General features: G+C 43.5%; 18 protein-coding genes and 1 tRNA gene. 5 read left to right on the forward strand and 14 right to left on the reverse strand.

Going from position 1 to position 15928, the window contains the following annotated elements; genetic code table 11:
* Positions 1-36 precede the first annotated feature (36 nt).
* Both A3763_RS07505 and A3763_RS07510 read right to left on the reverse strand, forming a co-directional pair.
* Positions 37-861, reverse strand: a complete 825-nt coding sequence (locus A3763_RS07505; RefSeq protein WP_068634556.1) for an alpha/beta hydrolase — start codon at positions 859-861, stop codon at positions 37-39.
* Positions 858-2420 carry an NAD(P)/FAD-dependent oxidoreductase gene (locus tag A3763_RS07510; RefSeq protein WP_068515883.1) on the reverse strand — a complete coding sequence of 521 codons (1563 nt, stop codon included), beginning with the start codon at positions 2418-2420 and terminating at the stop codon, positions 858-860. The genes A3763_RS07505 and A3763_RS07510 overlap by 4 nt, the downstream gene beginning before the upstream one ends.
* A gap of 223 nt (positions 2421-2643) precedes the next feature.
* On the opposite strand from A3763_RS07510, the gene A3763_RS07515 reads away from it, so the two are divergent.
* Positions 2644-3666: an AraC family transcriptional regulator gene (locus tag A3763_RS07515; RefSeq protein ID WP_068515881.1), complete on the forward strand. Its 1023-nt coding sequence runs from the start codon at positions 2644-2646 to the stop codon at positions 3664-3666.
* Between the two features lie 539 nt (positions 3667-4205).
* Here the strand turns inward: A3763_RS07515 and A3763_RS07525 are convergent.
* Complete coding sequence (locus tag A3763_RS07525; RefSeq protein WP_068515874.1) at positions 4206-4679, reverse strand: hypothetical protein; 474 nt, start codon at positions 4677-4679, stop codon at positions 4206-4208.
* Positions 4680-4705: 26 nt separating this feature from the next.
* Entirely contained in the window at positions 4706-5620 is a 915-nt protein-coding gene (locus tag A3763_RS07530) for an MBL fold metallo-hydrolase (protein WP_082880408.1), read from the reverse strand.
* Positions 5621-5967: 347 nt separating this feature from the next.
* Here A3763_RS07530 and A3763_RS28390 point away from each other — a divergent pair, with 347 nt between their 5' ends.
* Both A3763_RS28390 and A3763_RS07535 read left to right on the forward strand, forming a co-directional pair.
* The gene (locus A3763_RS28390) at positions 5968-6180 is read left to right on the forward strand and encodes a hypothetical protein (RefSeq protein WP_068567935.1); all 213 of its coding nucleotides are present in this window, start codon (positions 5968-5970) and stop codon (positions 6178-6180) included.
* A complete protein-coding gene (locus tag A3763_RS07535; RefSeq protein ID WP_197475874.1) occupies positions 6165-6887 on the forward strand; it encodes an MBL fold metallo-hydrolase in 723 nt (240 codons plus the stop codon). Before A3763_RS28390 ends, A3763_RS07535 begins: the two co-directional genes overlap by 16 nt.
* Positions 6888-6924: 37 nt before the next feature.
* Here A3763_RS07535 and A3763_RS07540 read toward each other — a convergent pair whose 3' ends face one another.
* From A3763_RS07540 to A3763_RS07555, 4 genes are all read right to left on the reverse strand, one after another.
* A complete protein-coding gene (locus A3763_RS07540; RefSeq protein ID WP_068514500.1) occupies positions 6925-7791 on the reverse strand; it encodes a hypothetical protein in 867 nt (288 codons plus the stop codon).
* 304 nt (positions 7792-8095) lie between these two features.
* On the reverse strand, positions 8096-8740 hold the full coding sequence (locus A3763_RS07545) for a GNA1162 family protein (RefSeq protein ID WP_068515871.1): 645 nt from the start codon (positions 8738-8740) through the stop codon (positions 8096-8098).
* Positions 8737-9144, reverse strand: a complete 408-nt coding sequence (locus A3763_RS07550) for a DUF4810 domain-containing protein (RefSeq protein ID WP_068515868.1) — start codon at positions 9142-9144, stop codon at positions 8737-8739. Before A3763_RS07550 ends, A3763_RS07545 begins: the two co-directional genes overlap by 4 nt.
* Positions 9145-9172: 28 nt before the next feature.
* On the reverse strand, positions 9173-9856 hold the full coding sequence (locus A3763_RS07555) for a CsgG/HfaB family protein (protein ID WP_068515864.1): 684 nt from the start codon (positions 9854-9856) through the stop codon (positions 9173-9175).
* A gap of 156 nt (positions 9857-10012) precedes the next feature.
* Here A3763_RS07555 and hisA point away from each other — a divergent pair, with 156 nt between their 5' ends.
* Complete coding sequence (gene hisA / locus A3763_RS07560) at positions 10013-10771, forward strand: phosphoribosylformimino-5-aminoimidazole carboxamide ribotide isomerase (RefSeq protein ID WP_068515862.1); 759 nt, start codon at positions 10013-10015, stop codon at positions 10769-10771.
* Here hisA and A3763_RS07565 read toward each other — a convergent pair whose 3' ends face one another.
* Positions 10772-11980 carry a methyltransferase gene (locus A3763_RS07565; RefSeq protein WP_068515858.1) on the reverse strand — a complete coding sequence of 403 codons (1209 nt, stop codon included), beginning with the start codon at positions 11978-11980 and terminating at the stop codon, positions 10772-10774.
* 259 nt (positions 11981-12239) lie between these two features.
* Here A3763_RS07565 and A3763_RS07570 point away from each other — a divergent pair, with 259 nt between their 5' ends.
* Positions 12240-12638 carry a hypothetical protein gene (locus A3763_RS07570; protein WP_068515856.1) on the forward strand — a complete coding sequence of 133 codons (399 nt, stop codon included), beginning with the start codon at positions 12240-12242 and terminating at the stop codon, positions 12636-12638.
* 15 nt (positions 12639-12653) lie between these two features.
* On the opposite strand, the gene A3763_RS07575 is transcribed toward A3763_RS07570, so the two are convergent.
* The 5 genes from A3763_RS07575 to A3763_RS07595 all read right to left on the reverse strand — a co-directional run.
* Positions 12654-13055 carry a hypothetical protein gene (locus tag A3763_RS07575; RefSeq protein WP_068515853.1) on the reverse strand — a complete coding sequence of 134 codons (402 nt, stop codon included), beginning with the start codon at positions 13053-13055 and terminating at the stop codon, positions 12654-12656.
* Between the two features lie 76 nt (positions 13056-13131).
* Positions 13132-13761, reverse strand: coding sequence for a hypothetical protein (locus tag A3763_RS07580; protein ID WP_068515850.1), 630 nt, complete (start codon positions 13759-13761; stop codon positions 13132-13134).
* 15 nt (positions 13762-13776) lie between these two features.
* Positions 13777-14706, reverse strand: a complete 930-nt coding sequence (locus A3763_RS07585) for a glutathione S-transferase family protein (RefSeq protein ID WP_068515846.1) — start codon at positions 14704-14706, stop codon at positions 13777-13779.
* A gap of 552 nt (positions 14707-15258) precedes the next feature.
* A tRNA-Met gene (locus A3763_RS07590) sits at positions 15259-15335 on the reverse strand.
* A gap of 80 nt (positions 15336-15415) precedes the next feature.
* The coding region (locus A3763_RS07595; RefSeq protein WP_156494994.1) for a DUF933 domain-containing protein at positions 15416-15928 on the reverse strand (513 nt) is incomplete at its 5' end.

The raw sequence follows: 15928 nt of genomic DNA on the forward strand, positions 1-15928 counted from the left end.
GTTAAGACCCTTAAGTTGTTATTTTAATTTAGGTGTTTACGCCGCTTGTGCATCCTGACTATGTTTAGGTAGTTTTGTATCCAGCCAGGTAAAGATCGACTCCCTTATTTGAGGGAAGAAGCTTCCTCCCACGGTATAGTGACAGGCTCCTTCGATAACTTTTATGCTGGCTGAAGAGCCATATTTTCGGGTGATCTTATGTTGGATTTTTATCGGTGTGATTTTATCTTCGGTGCCGCCAATCACTAATACCGGGCAGCTTACAGATTGATAATCCACCTTGGAGGGGGGCTTGCGAAATAAGAACCACATAGATAGTTGTGTTGTGACTCGACCTGACTCAAAGGTAGATGCTTGAGTGAGTTGCTTGTGGATATCAGCGCTCTGTGTGTTCGCGATACCGTACTGAATATTTCTTAATAATAAATTGGTATACGAGCGCCATAAGGGAAATTTCAACAAGTTATGTCCAAAGGTTTTGAGTACCGACCAACTTGAAGCATTAATGCCCGCAGGCGCAGCTGAGGAAATTAAAATCAACTGAGAGCAGGGTAGCGCTTGTGCAAGCAACTGCGCGAGTAAACCGCCCATTGAGTGGCCGACTAATATCGGTGATTGATTTGAATGGGCTCTCGTGAATTTATTTATGTCTTGCTTTAAAGAGGCGACATAATCTTCGATACCCAGTCGAGCTAAAGAGCGCCTTTTGTCCTCGCATAGCTTATTCTTAGGGTAATGAAGTGGAAGTCTCGGAACGAGTACAGGGTAGCCTTGTTGTTCAAAGGCGTCTTTCAGTTCATCTAATATGTCTGGTGTGCTCCACATTCCGTGGATCAAGACAACAGGAGGTAGAGATTTCATACTTCTACCTCCTCAACTTTTTCGGTCGTTTGTGTCTTTTCTTTGGCGACGGAAGGCGTACTTGTTTCAGTTTTTTCTACCTTATGAAAAGCTTCAAGAGGCGTGTTGTCATCAAAACGAAGTACACCGTCGTCGAGTTTGCTGTGTTTGATGGCAAAGATGTCTTTGAAGTAAAAGTCCTTATTGCACCATGGAAAGGACTCTCCCTGGCCAGGCAAGCGGTCGAGAGCTCTTAATACGTAGCCAGATTTCAGTGCAACAATGGTGCTTTGTTTGGCGTTTGGTTCACGGTAAGGGTAGACACTTTGGTAACCATTTTGCTCCATGTGTTCCAATAGGCGGCAGACATAATCAAAGGTCAGCTCTGCTTTGAGCGTCCAGGAAGAGTTAGTGTATCCAAAGACCCAAGCAAAGTTTGGCATTTGGCTGAACATCATGCCTTTATAGTTGGTTAGCTTAGGCGCATCGACGTCGTGACCATCGACACTCAGTTTCATTTTTCCCCATAGCTGAAGATCGAGCCCTGTGGCGGGAACAATAATATCGGCTTCAATTTCGTCGCCCGACTTCAACAATATTCCTTTCTCAGTGAAGCGCGCTATATGCTCAGTGACGATACTCGCTTTGCCGGAACGAACTGAATTGAATAAATCTGCATCAGGTACCAGGGCCATACGCTGATCCCATGGATTGTAGGTGGGCTTGAAATGAGTATCGACGTCAGCTGCTCCCGCCAGTGCTTTCCTATTCATATCTCTGACAAGCTTACGAATAAAGTTTGGAAAGCGTTTGGATAACATAAATACCATTTGCTGCATGGTAGTGTATTTGGCGCGCATGATTCTATTCGTTAGGCCCGCCGGGAGTATTTTAGAGATTATTCTAAATAACATGTCTGAAGCGGGGCGAGAGTAGACGTAGCTTGGCGAGCGCTGAACCATGGTGACATGAGCTGCTTTCTTTGCCATTGCGGGTACAACGGTGACGGCCGTCGCACCACTGCCTATGACAATAACGCGCTTACCTGAGTAGTCCATATCAACAGGCCATTGCTGAGGGTGGGCAATGGTTCCTTTGAAGTCATCATAGCCTTCGAAATTTGGCAGGTAACCTTTTTCATAATTGTAATAGCCTGAACAACAGGTAAGGAATTTCGCAGCAATATGGTACTGCGACCCATCTGCTCGCTCGATACTGACAAGCCAGCGGTTTTGTTCCGAGTTCCAGTCAGCTGATATGACTTTCTGTTGAAAACGAATGTACTGGTCCAGGTTCTCATCAGAAACCAGTTCATCTAGATAATGCTTGATGCGGTCAGCTGTGCCAATATATTCACGGTCTGTCCAGGGTTTGAAAGAATAGGAAAAGGTATACATGTCAGAGTCTGAACGAATACCCGGGTATTTGAATAAGTCCCAAGTGCCGCCAATGTTTTTTCGACCTTCAATCACTGCAAAAGAGGTATGTGCGCGCTTTTTCTTTAGGTTGTAGCACATGCCAATGCCAGAAATGCCAGCTCCAACGATCAGTACGTCGAGTTGCTCATAGTCTTTGTTCATGATGATCTCCTGCAATTACCGCGAAAGTTATCGTGCTTCTTTTTTATTAGTTTTCTGCTGAAATATTCGTATCAGCTAAAGTGGGTATATGCAGATTAGTGACTGTTGGTCACATAATATAGGATGCTTCCTGTCAAAAATTGATAAATACGGCCATAATGACAGTTGAGGCTAGTTAATTGTTACTTTGGTCACCTAATTCAAAGAAAGGTCTGTAGGGTTTATGTATGTAGGCAGTGCTAAAAAGAAGCAGTCGATATTAGGTTTGATTCCACTGTTTAAAGCGGTTGAAGACTTGGGGGCAGACCCGGAAGAACTTTTGCGGCGCAGGGGGATGTCCTTGCAGAATATGAATGGTGCCGCCGTGATTGAGCAATCTTTGGAGCTGGATATCGTGTCAGAAGCAATAGACTTACTGAATGACCCTATTCTTGGTGTCAAGGTAGGCAGTCAGGTGACATTTACCTCATACGGTACCTATGCAATGTTGCTTATGAGTGCACCAAATTTTGACCAGGCTTTGAAGGTTGGCGCTCAATTTCAGTCATTATCACTGCTCTTTTCACATATGACTTTGCATTTTGATAAAGATTGGATAGAGCTACGTTATACCTTACCAGAGGCCTCACCTAAACTCAGGACATTTATTGCCGACAGAGACCTTATGGGAACCTATATCTTTGTAAGGGAGTTTCTTGAAAAACCAAACGAAATACTAATTGCTGCAGGTACTGCTCGGCCTAAGCCTGAAGGTAAGTGTTTGGCGGAGTATCAGAAATATATCGACTTTGATTTACATTTCGATCAGCCCTATAACTGGTTTCGGCTTCCACGCGTCATTTTGAGTGTGGCGATGAAGCACGGGAACCCTCTCGCTCATCAGCTATATCGAGTTCAAGCTTATGAGCTATTACGTAAGTTCTATTCGCAAGATGAAGATATTGTTTCACAAACCAAGCAAGTCATTGAAGGCTACGAAGGGCGCTTTCCAAGCGTTCCTGAAGTGGCAAAGATGTTTTCTGTGAGTGAGCGTACCTTCCGCAGAAAACTAAGCGCTGCCAACACGAGTTACCAAGGTATCCTGGATGAGCATAAGAAACAGCGCTGTCTAGGGATGATGGCTGCAGGGAAAGTGTCAGTGGCCGCATTGGCTGATCAGTTAGGTTACGCTGAGTCCGCTAGCTTTTTGAGAGCGTTTAAACGTTGGACTGGATGTACGCCTAAAGATTATCTTAGAAGAGTTTAGCGAGTAATTTATCCCGGCTGGCTATAAGACTACTCGTATCTGCAGCCTTGGAATATCATCTGAGTGAAAACGATAATTACTTAGAACAATGTGCATGTTTAGTCTAAAATATTTTCTTTCTGAATAAAAATTGCATTGGAGCGCTTAAGTAATGGGGATGATTGAATCTCTCGGGAGTCATTTTGACGATAGTTACGATTTTATTCTGAGTAACGATAGCAACTTTTTTGATTCTTTCTATACACACTTTTTTAATAGCTCTAATTTAATAAAAAATGCTTNTGCTTATATCGATATGGATAAGCAGAAGCAAATGCTTCGAGAATCTATAAAGCACTTAGTCAAATTCTACTGTACTAATAAAGAAAGCGAATACCTAAAAACTATCGCTCGACATCACGCCGATAAAGTTCGAGCTGACGAATATATGTATAAACTTTTCGTAGACTCTTTCATTCAGGCTATTGAAGATACCTACCCTAACTTTTGTGAGGAAGCAGCTTTAGTTTGGCGATGCGCCTTAAAGCCAGGCATCGACTTTATGAACTCTTATAAGGCTTAGCTGAACAGTGTTCCCAATTTGGGTCTTTAGAGACCAGTTTCCTGTTAATAATAAACAGACTCGGAACCAGGATGAAAGCGGTGCTGACTATGTCTGCAATAGTATGATATTGCTGGTAAAGCATTAAAATCGCATACGCTAAGAATGATACTCCCAAGGCAACTTGCCAGTGAACTTGAAACGTTGAACCTTGAGTTAATAACATCACTAAGGCCAGGGATAATGCTGTATGAGTGCTGTAGTCTAGTGAGACTGTAGGCCAAATAAGAAAATAGTTATCCAGAGCCATTAAGGCGTAAACCAGCGCTACTGATACCAAGGTTTGTAGACTGAACCTGGCTGCTGTTCGGTATTGTTTATTAAGGATTTGTCTGGCGATAAAGCCAAGTACAAGCAGTCCTAACAAAGGGATATAGGCATCGGCGATGGCATCAAGTTGCTGGTAGTTCACTTTGTTAGCCTTGGTGTAAATCCATCTTATAAAAAGCTGGGATAGTTGGGCAGTTTTGCCGTGACCAGTTCGTCATGAGCCGGGACGATCACTAAGTCAGGGTCACGTTTGCTTAAAGAGTGAATTTGATCGATGACTTTTTCCGCTTGGTCTACGTTATTATCGACACCAGTTGCCCACTGAACAATCTTCGGACGGCCGCGGTTGTCTTGAATTCCTTTGATCGCCCATGTTGCATCGCCAATGAAGAAATAGCGCCCTTTGTCTGGCGTATTAACAAAAAGACCCAAGTGCCCTTGCGAGTGCCCGGCCAGGTCGACTAACACTAAGCTGCCGTCACCGTAGATATCCAAACTTTTATCGAAGCCTTGGTAGGGTTGATCTAAGAGCTTTATGAATTGCCGTTTGATGTCAGGACTATCAAATTGCGATAAGACAAAGGCGGGTGGCTTGCCTTGGTGCGCGGCGTCATGCTCTTGCTGTTGAATCCATACCGGTGTTGCTGGGAAGTCTTCAATTGCACTGACATGATCCCAGTGCATATGGCTAGGGATGATGGCTTTAATTGTGCTGATGGGGTAGTTATTCGCGTTTAACTGGCTAATGGCGGGTTTAACGTTTTCGATCGCGAACAACTGTTTCTCCCAAAAAGCGAATACTTGCATTTGTTCTTCGACTTCAGTGCCGATGCCGCTATCCCAGAGCAAATCACCCTTTGGATGTTTGATAAGAATTGCGTTATGCACTAACGTTCGCTGAGTAAACCAGCTACCACTGGATACCACCATCGCTTCTTGCGCGCCGCCTGATTCAGCGGTGACGATAACTGAAAAACTAAGATTTGCAGGTATCATCTCTCCAGCAAAAGTTGATGTGCTGCTTGTGAAAGTGATAAGCAGGAGAGGGATCAGCATGGTAAGTCTCATGACTAAGGGCTTCATAATGTTCTCTTTGTTTTTTGTATGATGAGGCGATAGTAATGACAATAGACTGATAGGTAAAATATATAATAAATATACCTGATATATATTTTATATGTATTTAGAATGCTGAGAATAATAACAAGCGACAGGCTATCACTTCCAGGAGCTTAGTGATCGCTGCGGTATTTGTTCTTATCCTGAATTAAGCGCATATTTACCTTAGCCTGAATGTTGGTGAGAGGAAATTATAAGACTGATATACTCAAGGCGCTTTAGAAGGAAATGAAGCAGAAATACTCTGCTTGGTGGTCGTTTCGCTTCACATGTTTGCATGTTAAAGACTCAATCAATAGGGAGATAAATTAGTGAACGTAATTAAAGCGGGCGCCAGCCTCATGTTGTTATTGTCTGCAAATTTAAGTGTTGCAGAAAACCACCACCATAGTACTAAGCAGTTTAAAGTGACTGAGTTAAAGCCAGGCTTTCACTTTCTTCAGGGAAAGGGCGGGAATATCTTATTGTCCGAAGGTGATGACGGGTTGTCGATAGTGACTATGCCGATATGTCAGGTGGTTTAGAGAAAACACTTGATACTTTTGGTAAACCGCTTAAGTACATCCTAAATACGCATTGGCATGGTGACCATACTCAAGGCAATAAGCTCTTGGGTAAAGAGCCTACCGTTGTCGCGCATGATAATGTTTATCAGCGTTTGAACTCTCGTCAAGAGGTTAAGCTGTTTAACATGGTGTCGGAACCATACCCAAAGCATGCGCTGCCGGATATTACCTATGATCATCGTATGACTATCCACTTTAACGGGCATGATATTTCTGTAATGCACTTGCCAATCGGACATACTGATGGCGATAGCGTGATCTTCTTTAAAGAACAAAATATTGTCCATTTGGGTGACCATTTCTTTAACGGCTTTTACCCCTTTGTTGATGTGGATGCAGGTGGGCGTGTACGAGGTGTCGCCCAGAATATTGATCGAATTTTAGATTCTATCGATGACTCAACCCAAATTGTGCCTGGGCACGGACCAATGGCAACGAAGCCAGACCTTATTGCCTTCAGAGACATGTTGCGTGGTACGGCGAAAGAGGTCGAGAGCATGATGAATGACAAGAGCCTGGAAGAGATACAAAGTGCAGGTTTGAGTGCAAAATGGGACGAGTGGGAAAACGGTTTCTTAAATGAGCCTACCTGGATCAAAATCGTCTTTAATAGTTTGCATGCGAGCCAGCACGATAAACCCAATAAACATAAGCACAAACACTAAGTTTCTCTTAGTATAGAGGCTGAAAGTAATGATGCTTTCAGTCTTTATCTAAATGAAACCAGAGAGCTTTCTGGTCTAGTGGTGTCGCTTCAGGAAGCAAAGGGTTAATCAGGCGATAGTGTAGTCGCTGCTTTAAATTAGCCTTCAGTATCAGATCAGCATAATACTGCTGGAACAGCGCATCGAACTTTCCGTCCAACAGGGCTTTCTGAAGCCCCTCTTCTATAAGGCTAGCTAAGGCCGTATTTTCTTGTGCGACAAAGAAATACGTAGCGGTCGGGTAGCTGAGTAGCGTGTGAGGCTCAAGGGTAATGTTGCGATGTTGATGCGTTTCTAGTTCATCCCAGATCTCGATAATAGAGCGAGGAAAGAGTTCCGCCCGATTAAGTGACAACACTTGAAATAAGCCTTCGTAACTGGGGCCAGTTTGTACCTTAAAATTGTTATATCTCAATATGTTGGTATCGGGCCAGTCATGCCCTTGAATGAGTGTGGCTTTTTTTAAAGCCCTTAAATCTTGGCTTTGTTTTCGTGTTGCCAACTGCTCGGGTGTTGTCAGGAACAAGCGCCAGCCAATCAAGCCTTTATAAATAGGGATTCTAATAGGCTTTACTTCTGACTCTCGTTCTTTGGAAGTCATGGTCCACATCACATCGATACCCTTGCTTTGGCTCAACTGTTTGATAGCCCGGCCTTGTGTCATAAAATACTGCGAGGGTTCTACTGTTAGAGGCACCGAATGATAACTTAGGGCTAGCTTTAATAGCTCTATTGGGTAACTGTGATGTTTGGTGAATACTTCGCCTGGCTGAGGGTAGCGAATGCTCGTTTGAGTTATCGCATTGGAAAATGAGCTGAAGAGCGAGAGCAATAAGCTGATGTAAATGAGTTTCGAAAAATTCATAATTCGCTGTTACTCCTACCAAGCAAATATTGAGACAGGTATGGCAGTTGGAAGGAATCGATTGCCATCTAAGCAAAAGCGAATTTGACACCTACTAAAAGGGCGCTATTTTTTCCTTCCCTAGCACTATACGATACCTTGAATGGCTCTGGTATTAAACTGTTCTTGTTTGATTCTAATCTAACAAAGATATTGTAAGAATAAACTCTGGGGCTGTCTTATCTTTTTAGGATTGATGGAGGGGCTTGAGGAGAGAGTACCCGGGCAAAACCCAGGCACTCTAGATATTGCTATTGCCTGATCTTTACTTTTCTTCTGGTTTTGGTGCGTAAGGCCCAGGAAGTAGACCCCAGTGCTGGTTATTGACCAGGTTACTACTCGCCATAGCAGAAAGTTCAGGTGTGTGATCGACAATACTGCCGGCAATTTGATCTACTAATGCACCAATGAGAGCACCAGCCAAACCGCCACCGCCGTCACCTGAAGACTTCACAGCTTGGGCTCTGCCATTCCATAATATTTGTCCACTCTTGGCATCTATTAATCGCCAATCTGAAGCCACGACAGTCTTTGAGGATATCACTTGGTACTCCTGCCCCCACTGCTTGATATCAATGTATAACACTGCGTCAGGGTTGATAATTTCCCTAATTTTGTCCAAGGGAATAGTATTCATTTCAGCCGTTGTAGGGAGCCCATTCTCTTTAAACAAAGTATCGACAACTGAAACAGGAAATACATAGTAGCCTTTTTCTGCCAAGGGCTCAGATATCGAGGAAATAAGCGTATAGGGTGCATTAACTTCGACAGAGCTATTATTGGGTGGAATTACCAGAATAGAGGTCGGTTTGCTTTGCTTAAGGGCCGTGTAGTCATAACCTTTAACGGCACAACCGGATAAAACTCCAAAAGCAAGTATTGAAATAACTAAGAACTTGAATCCCTTCATTTTGTTTTCTCCTTATGATGGCTGTTAGATGCTTCCAAGGCGGTGTCTTGCATGTTGGAGCGAGTCAGAATGCCGTCAACAAATACGCTAGATTCAGGGTACAGTGCTTTTTCTTGTAGCAAAGCGCTTTTTGCCAGGCCAGGGTTTCCGGCTTGAGCGTGAACCATTCCTAAGTGAGCATATAGGCCGGGAGGAACTTTCATCCCTTTATTTTCTGCTCGCTCTATAGTTAGGTTTAGTTTATAGATCTGCGTGGCAGTATCTGCTTCGCCGGGGTTGAGGTAAATATCGTAAACGATTTCTTGGTAATCACCCCAATAGTACAAATTACTATGAGTTGAACATGCTTGAGCCAAAAGAATGACCGCCATTGCAGCGATCAACTTGATATTAATGTATTTCATCGAACTTCCTTATGTCGATAGTTAGTTGCTATTTTTCAACAGACCAAACGCCGGACTCTAGATCTCTAACTAAATTATTAATGGCTTCGGTAATCGCGAAGTTAAGAACTTTGCCATTAAGCGTTGCATCATAACCCGCTGTGCCACCGAAACCGATGACTTCGCGATTGCTCAGTGCATACTCTCCGGCACCTTGTGTTGAATAGATTATTTGGCTGGTTGTTACGTCAATGATATTGATGGAAACTTTGGCATAAGCAATTTGCTCCTTTCCGCGCCCCAAGATACCAAATAGTTGCTTGTCACCAACTTCTTTACGGCCAAACTCCGAGACTGCGCCTGAAACGACATATCTTGCGCCCGTAATGTTTTGCTTTTGACCGCGATAGGCAGCTTCTTGCTCAAGCTCTTTCATCGCGTCACGGTCAACAAGGTTGAATCTGTTCGTTTGTTGAAGGTGGGTCTTTAAGATGGTCTTGCCTTGCGAACCTAGGCGATCGCCACCAGAAGAAAATAGACCCTGCATATAGTTTGAACGGTTATTAAAATTGCCTACTACCATGGCTGTTTTCTTACCACTATAGTTTGTTTGATAGCTGGCAACTCGATCTGGTTGAATAGCTCGCTTACTTTCCGTTGCGCAGGCGCTAAGGAGTACAAAAAGTGAAACTAAGGAAATTACTTTGCTAAAACGTAAGGAGAAATTCTTCATAATTAAGGTCCTTCAGGTAGGTTTGCTCCAAAGATTATCACAGCAACAAGCCTAGGTGTACTGGATTAATCTTCAATATGGGGCGAATCACCCCGCTTAATTGGGTATAATATGCGCCAGTTTTATTTTTATCTCATTCTGTAAAAGAGGCCTCCTTTGACCCAGTTTCGTCCCTGTATCGATTTACATCAAGGCAAAGTAAAGCAAATTGTTGGTGGTAGCTTGAATGACCAAGGTGCCGATACTAATTTTGTGAGTGCTTATGATGCGGCTTACTATGCTTCCTTATACAAGGAGCATAACTTACAAGGTGGGCATGTTATTGCACTAGGCCCAGGAAATAAGGACGAAGCACTTAAGGCACTATCGGCCTGGCCTCAAGGTTTACAATTTGGCGGGGGCGTTAATCATGAAAATGCCAGCGAGTTTTTGGAAGCAGGTGCGTCGCATTTGATCGTCACGTCTTACCTCTTCGAAGATGGGGAGCTATCTTCTGACAGAATTGAAAAGATAAAAGCGGAGACGGGAGCGGAGCGTTTAGTGATGGATCTGAGTTGCCGAAAAACCGAATCGGGTTGGAATATTGCGACGGATCGTTGGCAAACAGTGACCCGTACTCAGATTACCAAGAATACCCTCGCTGAGTTGGCAGGGCACTGCAATGAGTTTTTAATACATGCTGCCGATGTTGAAGGGCTACAAGCAGGAATTGATGAGGACCTGGTTTCTTTATTAGGAGAAATTTCCCCCATTCCAGTCACTTACGCTGGCGGTGCACGTTCTTTCGAAGACTTAAAATTGGTTCATCAGTTATCTGGCGGCAAGGTTGATCTGACAATAGGGAGTGCCTTGGATATTTTTGGGGGGGCGGGGCTTACACTTGATGAGTGCATCTCATGGAATGAAAATCGCTAGCTAGGTTTTGTTTTTCAAATGGGCCTTAATCAGAAAGTTTCTGGGGCTGACTGAACTCTCACAGAATGTCGATATTTGGCAATGATAGCCATTTTCCTCCAGAAACAAGCAGCGATCCAGTACCAGCCAGGTTTCCAACGCGCGCCTAAATAACATCCTTACCAGCTCTAGTTTTTCGTATTCTTGATACTTGGTTTGCCCCAGAGATTGGTAGTGTAAAAAGTCTATTGTTTGCGGCAGGTCAATATCTTTTAGCTGCGCACATTTTTTGCAAAAACGTTCGAAGCCTTCTTGAAGAATACGAATGCTGAGAGAGGGGCAAGGAAGGTATTGATCAGTATGTCTGATATCTTTTTGGAGCGTATCAAAGCCGAGTCGCCAAGCTTGTAGTTGTTTGCGCTTTCGGGTTTCAGCGGCCGATGCCGTATTACACTGTCTTGTCGCTAAACGCAAATCCTCATTGCTTAGGCTCAGTAGGGTAGTTCGGCCTACAAGTGATAGCGCCTGGTAGTTTTCAGAGCTATTGAAGCGGTGATAGCAGCATGGTGAGAAGGTCATTCTGTTAGAGTGACTTTCTACACCTTGCTTTAGCATATGTACATGCAGGCCACCGCAGGCATGCAAGGCAATTAGGTGATGGTTAGCTTCAAGCAGCTGAGACAGGTCATCATTCAATACATCACACTCTAGCGCCACAGTTTGATTGCTCAATTTTCTGGTGCGGGAAAGGATATTTGCCTGATTGACTAGCTGCGTATCAATCTCTAAACCGGTGACTTTTTGCTTGTATAGCTCTGATATTAATCGACCTAAATGCAACTTTCCGCAACACCATTCAATAAGCGGCGTTGTGGGTGGAGATTGGCTTTTGATAAAGGACTTTATCTGCGCTGCTTTTCTGCCAGGAATTCCTGTATCCCAAAATGCGGGTAGTTCTACTTCCTTTGTTGCTTTTGATGTCTCTGAAGCTGGAACGCTAATAAGTGAAAGGAGTTCAGACGCCACGGGGAAATAATTGGCTGCCGAGGCTAGTAAGTCCTGATCAGAAAGCTGAAGCGTATCAATATCATCTGAGCTAAGTGAACGTAACCAGGCTTGCAATTCGGGGTAATCATCCAAGCGAGAGTCAATACTAGAAAAAGCAGGCGGCTTCCAAAGATGCTCATAGCGTTTAAGGATTTGATCTAATTTCGTAAAACGAGCTTTCATCTGAATAAAAAGTTCTTAGGAGATCTTTAGATTATAAATTAGATATTCTATGACGAACGGATGCAAACACTTAAGCGCTTTTGTTTCGTTTGTTATCGAATTGTTACCCAGGTATGGAGCATGTGAGACGCTGGCCGATAAGGTTAATAAGGCTAGCGTAAGCGTCAGCTCAAGTTATCAGGCAAGCAAATTGCATCCAAACTTCATAAGCGTATAAAAGGCAAAAAACTGCCGAAAAATTGGCATTGAGAGGTGGATCATGGGTATTAATGCACAAGAACTCAATGATTATGTAATTCGTCCCGCACTCGCGGCTTTGGATGAACGCTCCCAATTTGCAGAACATTACTTATTGAAGCTAGCTTCTAAACGTTCCTCTTACGGTGAGCACTTGGTAGCCTCGAAGCAGTCTGATGGTTTAGGTATTTATGCGATTAGTCCTGAAAGTCACACCGCTTTATGGGATGAGTATTTAGCTTTTCAACCAGACCTGGCGAGTACCGTACGGGGTTTGGCTTCGCAAAGGGCATTTTTGGAAAACCCTCATGCTGAACTTGCAACCAATCTTGTTTATGCAAGCGCGATAGCCTGGTTGTTGACTCAGTACCGTAAGAATTGTGAGCAAGACCCGGTATCTGGATATGAGGATATTGCCTGATTTTCAAAGCAATTCTTAGAACGGCTTTACCTTGGCTATCTCTTCTTTCAAGCGTCGCTTATATTCATCCTGATCTTCGATATCTTTTAACTTTGCATAGATGGTTTGTAAGTCTTGTTTGTACTGTTTCATCTTCTTTACATCGTCGCTTAAGAAAATCGTATAAGCTTTCATTGAAAAGCCCAAGACCAGGATGAAAGGGAGCGATAGAAGTGAAATGGAATGTAGGGTCAGAACCACTAGCCACTTAAGCAAGCCAGAAACACTGTTCCTGTTATACAACGGTAAAGTGAGGGCGTTGGTCCAGACTGAATAGTTTTTTCGAAGAGCTTCAAGAGCTTTTTTGTGGCCGACCCAAGACGGTGTAAACATCGCAAGTAGATCATAGTCTTTGCCGTTATCGAGCCGAATACGCATATTGAAACCTTCAGAATATACAGAGGGAATTATAGTAAAGGTCTAGCAGGAATATGCCAAGTAATGAGGAACTATTTTATAGCTCCTGTGGTGCTTTGTTGAGGGGGGCTATTCGTGATTCGTTATACTGCTCTAAAGGAATTATTCGATATCCATCAGCTATTTGTAGTATCTTACTTCCCGCTGCCGATACTTTCTTTAAGCCTATAACAAACCCTACCAACAGACCTATACCGATGAGTACTAAGCCTATAATGGTGATAATTAACCAGCGATTGATACTGTCGACAATCGGCGTTACGGTTTCGTCCCGAACTGTTTTAAGTGACTGAGTTAGCAGCTCATTTGAAGGCTGTTGAGCCTTCTTAATGGTTTCGGGAAAGCTACCAGCTGCCCGATTGAGTTTGTTGGTCATGCTGTCTACTTTATCGGCCAAGTCATTAATCAAACGCAACTGCTCGGGAGAGAGATCCTGAAGATTTTCTGAAACCTCATCCAGGGCAAGAGATAGCTTTTCGCTAGCTTCTCGGAGAACTATGCCTGACTCCTTCAACTCCTTGATCTCAATATTAATAGAGACATATTTTCCAAGGTCTTCAGAGGGCTGTTCAGGTGAAGGCATCTCTATCGAATTTGCATAAAGCTTTGCGCTGATACTTAAGCTAAACAGTATTAGTATAAGGAGGGAGGTCGTAACGGCTTTCATTATAGGCTTGTCCTGTTATTGCTTTGGAAGGCGGATATTTACATCCACGGCATTACTAGGAAAGTGCAAATGTATCAAGCCAGTTTCCGGGTTGTTACGAGAAATAATCCAGCGCTGGCTGTCGACGCCTACTAAGGTTCCCGTTACGGGTACCTGTCGGTAGTCACTAGGTGCGATAACAACCTTACTGCCAATTCTATGGTCTGAGGTGTAACGCTTGTCTAGTTGCCGAGGTTGGGCTTCTCTCCCGATATCGATCGCCGTATCGATACTAATTTCATTGTCAGGAGAGTTGGTGAAAGCCTTCATTTTTTGGTACCAAGCCAACGCGGCTGTATTCTTGGAAATATCCTTTTTAAGGCCGACTTCCGTCAGAAACCAGAAACAATGATAAGCAGAGAAGTCTAGAATATTCGGTGTGTTACCACCGATAAACTCATTCGAGCTTAAGTTTTCTGATAGATAGCTTAGACCTTGCTTAATATGTTTGTTGGCTGATCTAGGGCTGCCGAGGGATACCGAGGCTTTGGCGCCCATTTCTATCCTGTCTTTCAAGAACAGAAGTAAATTCCATAAGCCTTTGTCTTTAGCAATACGTCGAAGTAATGATAAAGAGAATGCTTTATTTACACATGCAAAAAATAGCTTTGATTCAAGCCATTGTCTTTCAGTTAGAAGGCCTTGATTCAGAGCTTCGTTGGCTAACGATGGTTCGTCAGCGATAGCGGCGAGTTCATCAGCTATAAGGCTCGTATCACAAAAAATATCAGCTCCCACCTGTGCCACTGGTATTCTGTTATAACCTCCTGAAAGTAAGTCCAGTTTGCCTCGTGGCGGCGCTTCTGAGGTCAGACAGGAGGACCACTCTTGGTTGGTATAGCCAAGCATCGCTCTTATTTTTTCAGAGAAAGGAGACAGAGGGTAGTGGTGCAGTATTATGCTCATTGAAGATGTTCCAGAATAACAGGCTTAGTTGATATCCAGGCTATCTAAGCATAAAACTGTCTCGTGGTATAGTTCGCAATGCAAACTGCTGTATTTGGCTGTTGTGGCTAGGTGCTAGAACCAGGAGTGACGTATAGGCCGCTTCCGGAAAAACTGGCTCGATGACCTACATTGGTTAGCCTTAGTTTGTGTGATAAGGCTGCTACGTGTTTTGAGCAAGGTAATATGTTTTGAATATAAAGTGGTAATAAGCTCTGGATTGCTTTTTCTAATGAAAATCAGGTTAGTCGAAAGGCTGTTCTTGTTTCGTTGGAACTGAGAGTATGTGAATTATGTCGACTATCTATTCATGATATAAACGAATAACTCGAATATAGTTTGTGAATAAAATCCACTAATCTTTTAGGCTTGGACGGAATGTATGGTCGTTAATTTGACGAGGAGAGCGCTCTAAACTGTAGGGAGTAATAGGGGGTTAAGTCGTTAAGTAGAAGCACAAATAAAAACAGCCAGCTGACGCGAAGTCTAACTGACTGTATTTATTAGAATAATTGGTGGCTACACCGGGATTCGAACCTGGGACCCCATCATTATGAGTGATGTGCTCTAACCAACTGAGCTATGTAGCCAAAAGAGGCGCGTATTCTCTTGTTTTTACTGGAACTTGTCAAGCCAAAAATTTATAAAAAATACGCTTATATGCTATTGCTTAAACGTTGAAGCGGAAATGGATTACATCGCCATCTTGTACGATGTATTCTTTGCCTTCCAGACGCCATTTACCTGCGTCTTTGGCGCCGGCTTCACCGTTATTGTCGATAAAGTCATCATAGGCAATTACTTCGGCCCGAATGAAGCCTTTTTCGAAGTCTGTGTGAATCACTGCAGCGGCTTTAGGGGCAGGGTCGCCTTGCTTCATTGTCCAGGCGCGAACTTCTTTTACACCTGCAGTGAAGTAGGTTTGTAGACCAAGTAGCTCGTAGCCAGCTCTAATGACACGATCAAGGCCTGGCTCTTCCATGCCAAGGTCTGCTAAAAATTCATCGCGTTCTTCGTCATCCAGCTCAGCAATTTCTGCTTCTAGCTTATTACAGATCACGACGACTACAGCGTTTTCTTCTGCTGCGATTTCACGAACTTTATCTAGGTGAGGGTTGTCTTCAAAACCGTCTTCATCAACGTTGGCAATATACATTGTAGGCTTGATTGTAAGCAGGCAAAG

The sequence above is a fragment of the Oleiphilus sp. HI0128 genome, assembly GCF_001635365.1.

Bases quoted from the DNA above. Each gene is read 5' to 3' on its own strand.
- A3763_RS07505 (WP_068634556.1), bottom strand. From the start codon at position 861: ATGAAATCTCTACCTCCTGTTGTCTTGATCCACGGAATGTGGAGCACA.
- A3763_RS07510 (WP_068515883.1), bottom strand. From the start codon at position 2,420: ATGAACAAAGACTATGAGCAACTCGACGTACTGATCGTTGGAGCTGGC.
- A3763_RS07515 (WP_068515881.1), top strand. From the start codon at position 2,644: ATGTATGTAGGCAGTGCTAAAAAGAAGCAGTCGATATTAGGTTTGATT.
- A3763_RS07530 (WP_082880408.1), bottom strand. From the start codon at position 5,620: ATGAAGCCCTTAGTCATGAGACTTACCATGCTGATCCCTCTCCTGCTT.
- A3763_RS07535 (WP_197475874.1), top strand. From the start codon at position 6,165: ATGTCAGGTGGTTTAGAGAAAACACTTGATACTTTTGGTAAACCGCTT.
- A3763_RS07540 (WP_068514500.1), bottom strand. From the start codon at position 7,791: ATGAATTTTTCGAAACTCATTTACATCAGCTTATTGCTCTCGCTCTTC.
- A3763_RS07545 (WP_068515871.1), bottom strand. From the start codon at position 8,740: ATGAAGGGATTCAAGTTCTTAGTTATTTCAATACTTGCTTTTGGAGTT.
- A3763_RS07550 (WP_068515868.1), bottom strand. From the start codon at position 9,144: ATGAAATACATTAATATCAAGTTGATCGCTGCAATGGCGGTCATTCTT.
- A3763_RS07555 (WP_068515864.1), bottom strand. From the start codon at position 9,856: ATGAAGAATTTCTCCTTACGTTTTAGCAAAGTAATTTCCTTAGTTTCA.
- A3763_RS07565 (WP_068515858.1), bottom strand. From the start codon at position 11,980: ATGAAAGCTCGTTTTACGAAATTAGATCAAATCCTTAAACGCTATGAG.
- A3763_RS07570 (WP_068515856.1), top strand. From the start codon at position 12,240: ATGGGTATTAATGCACAAGAACTCAATGATTATGTAATTCGTCCCGCA.
- A3763_RS07575 (WP_068515853.1), bottom strand. From the start codon at position 13,055: ATGCGTATTCGGCTCGATAACGGCAAAGACTATGATCTACTTGCGATG.
- A3763_RS07580 (WP_068515850.1), bottom strand. From the start codon at position 13,761: ATGAAAGCCGTTACGACCTCCCTCCTTATACTAATACTGTTTAGCTTA.
- A3763_RS07585 (WP_068515846.1), bottom strand. From the start codon at position 14,706: ATGAGCATAATACTGCACCACTACCCTCTGTCTCCTTTCTCTGAAAAA.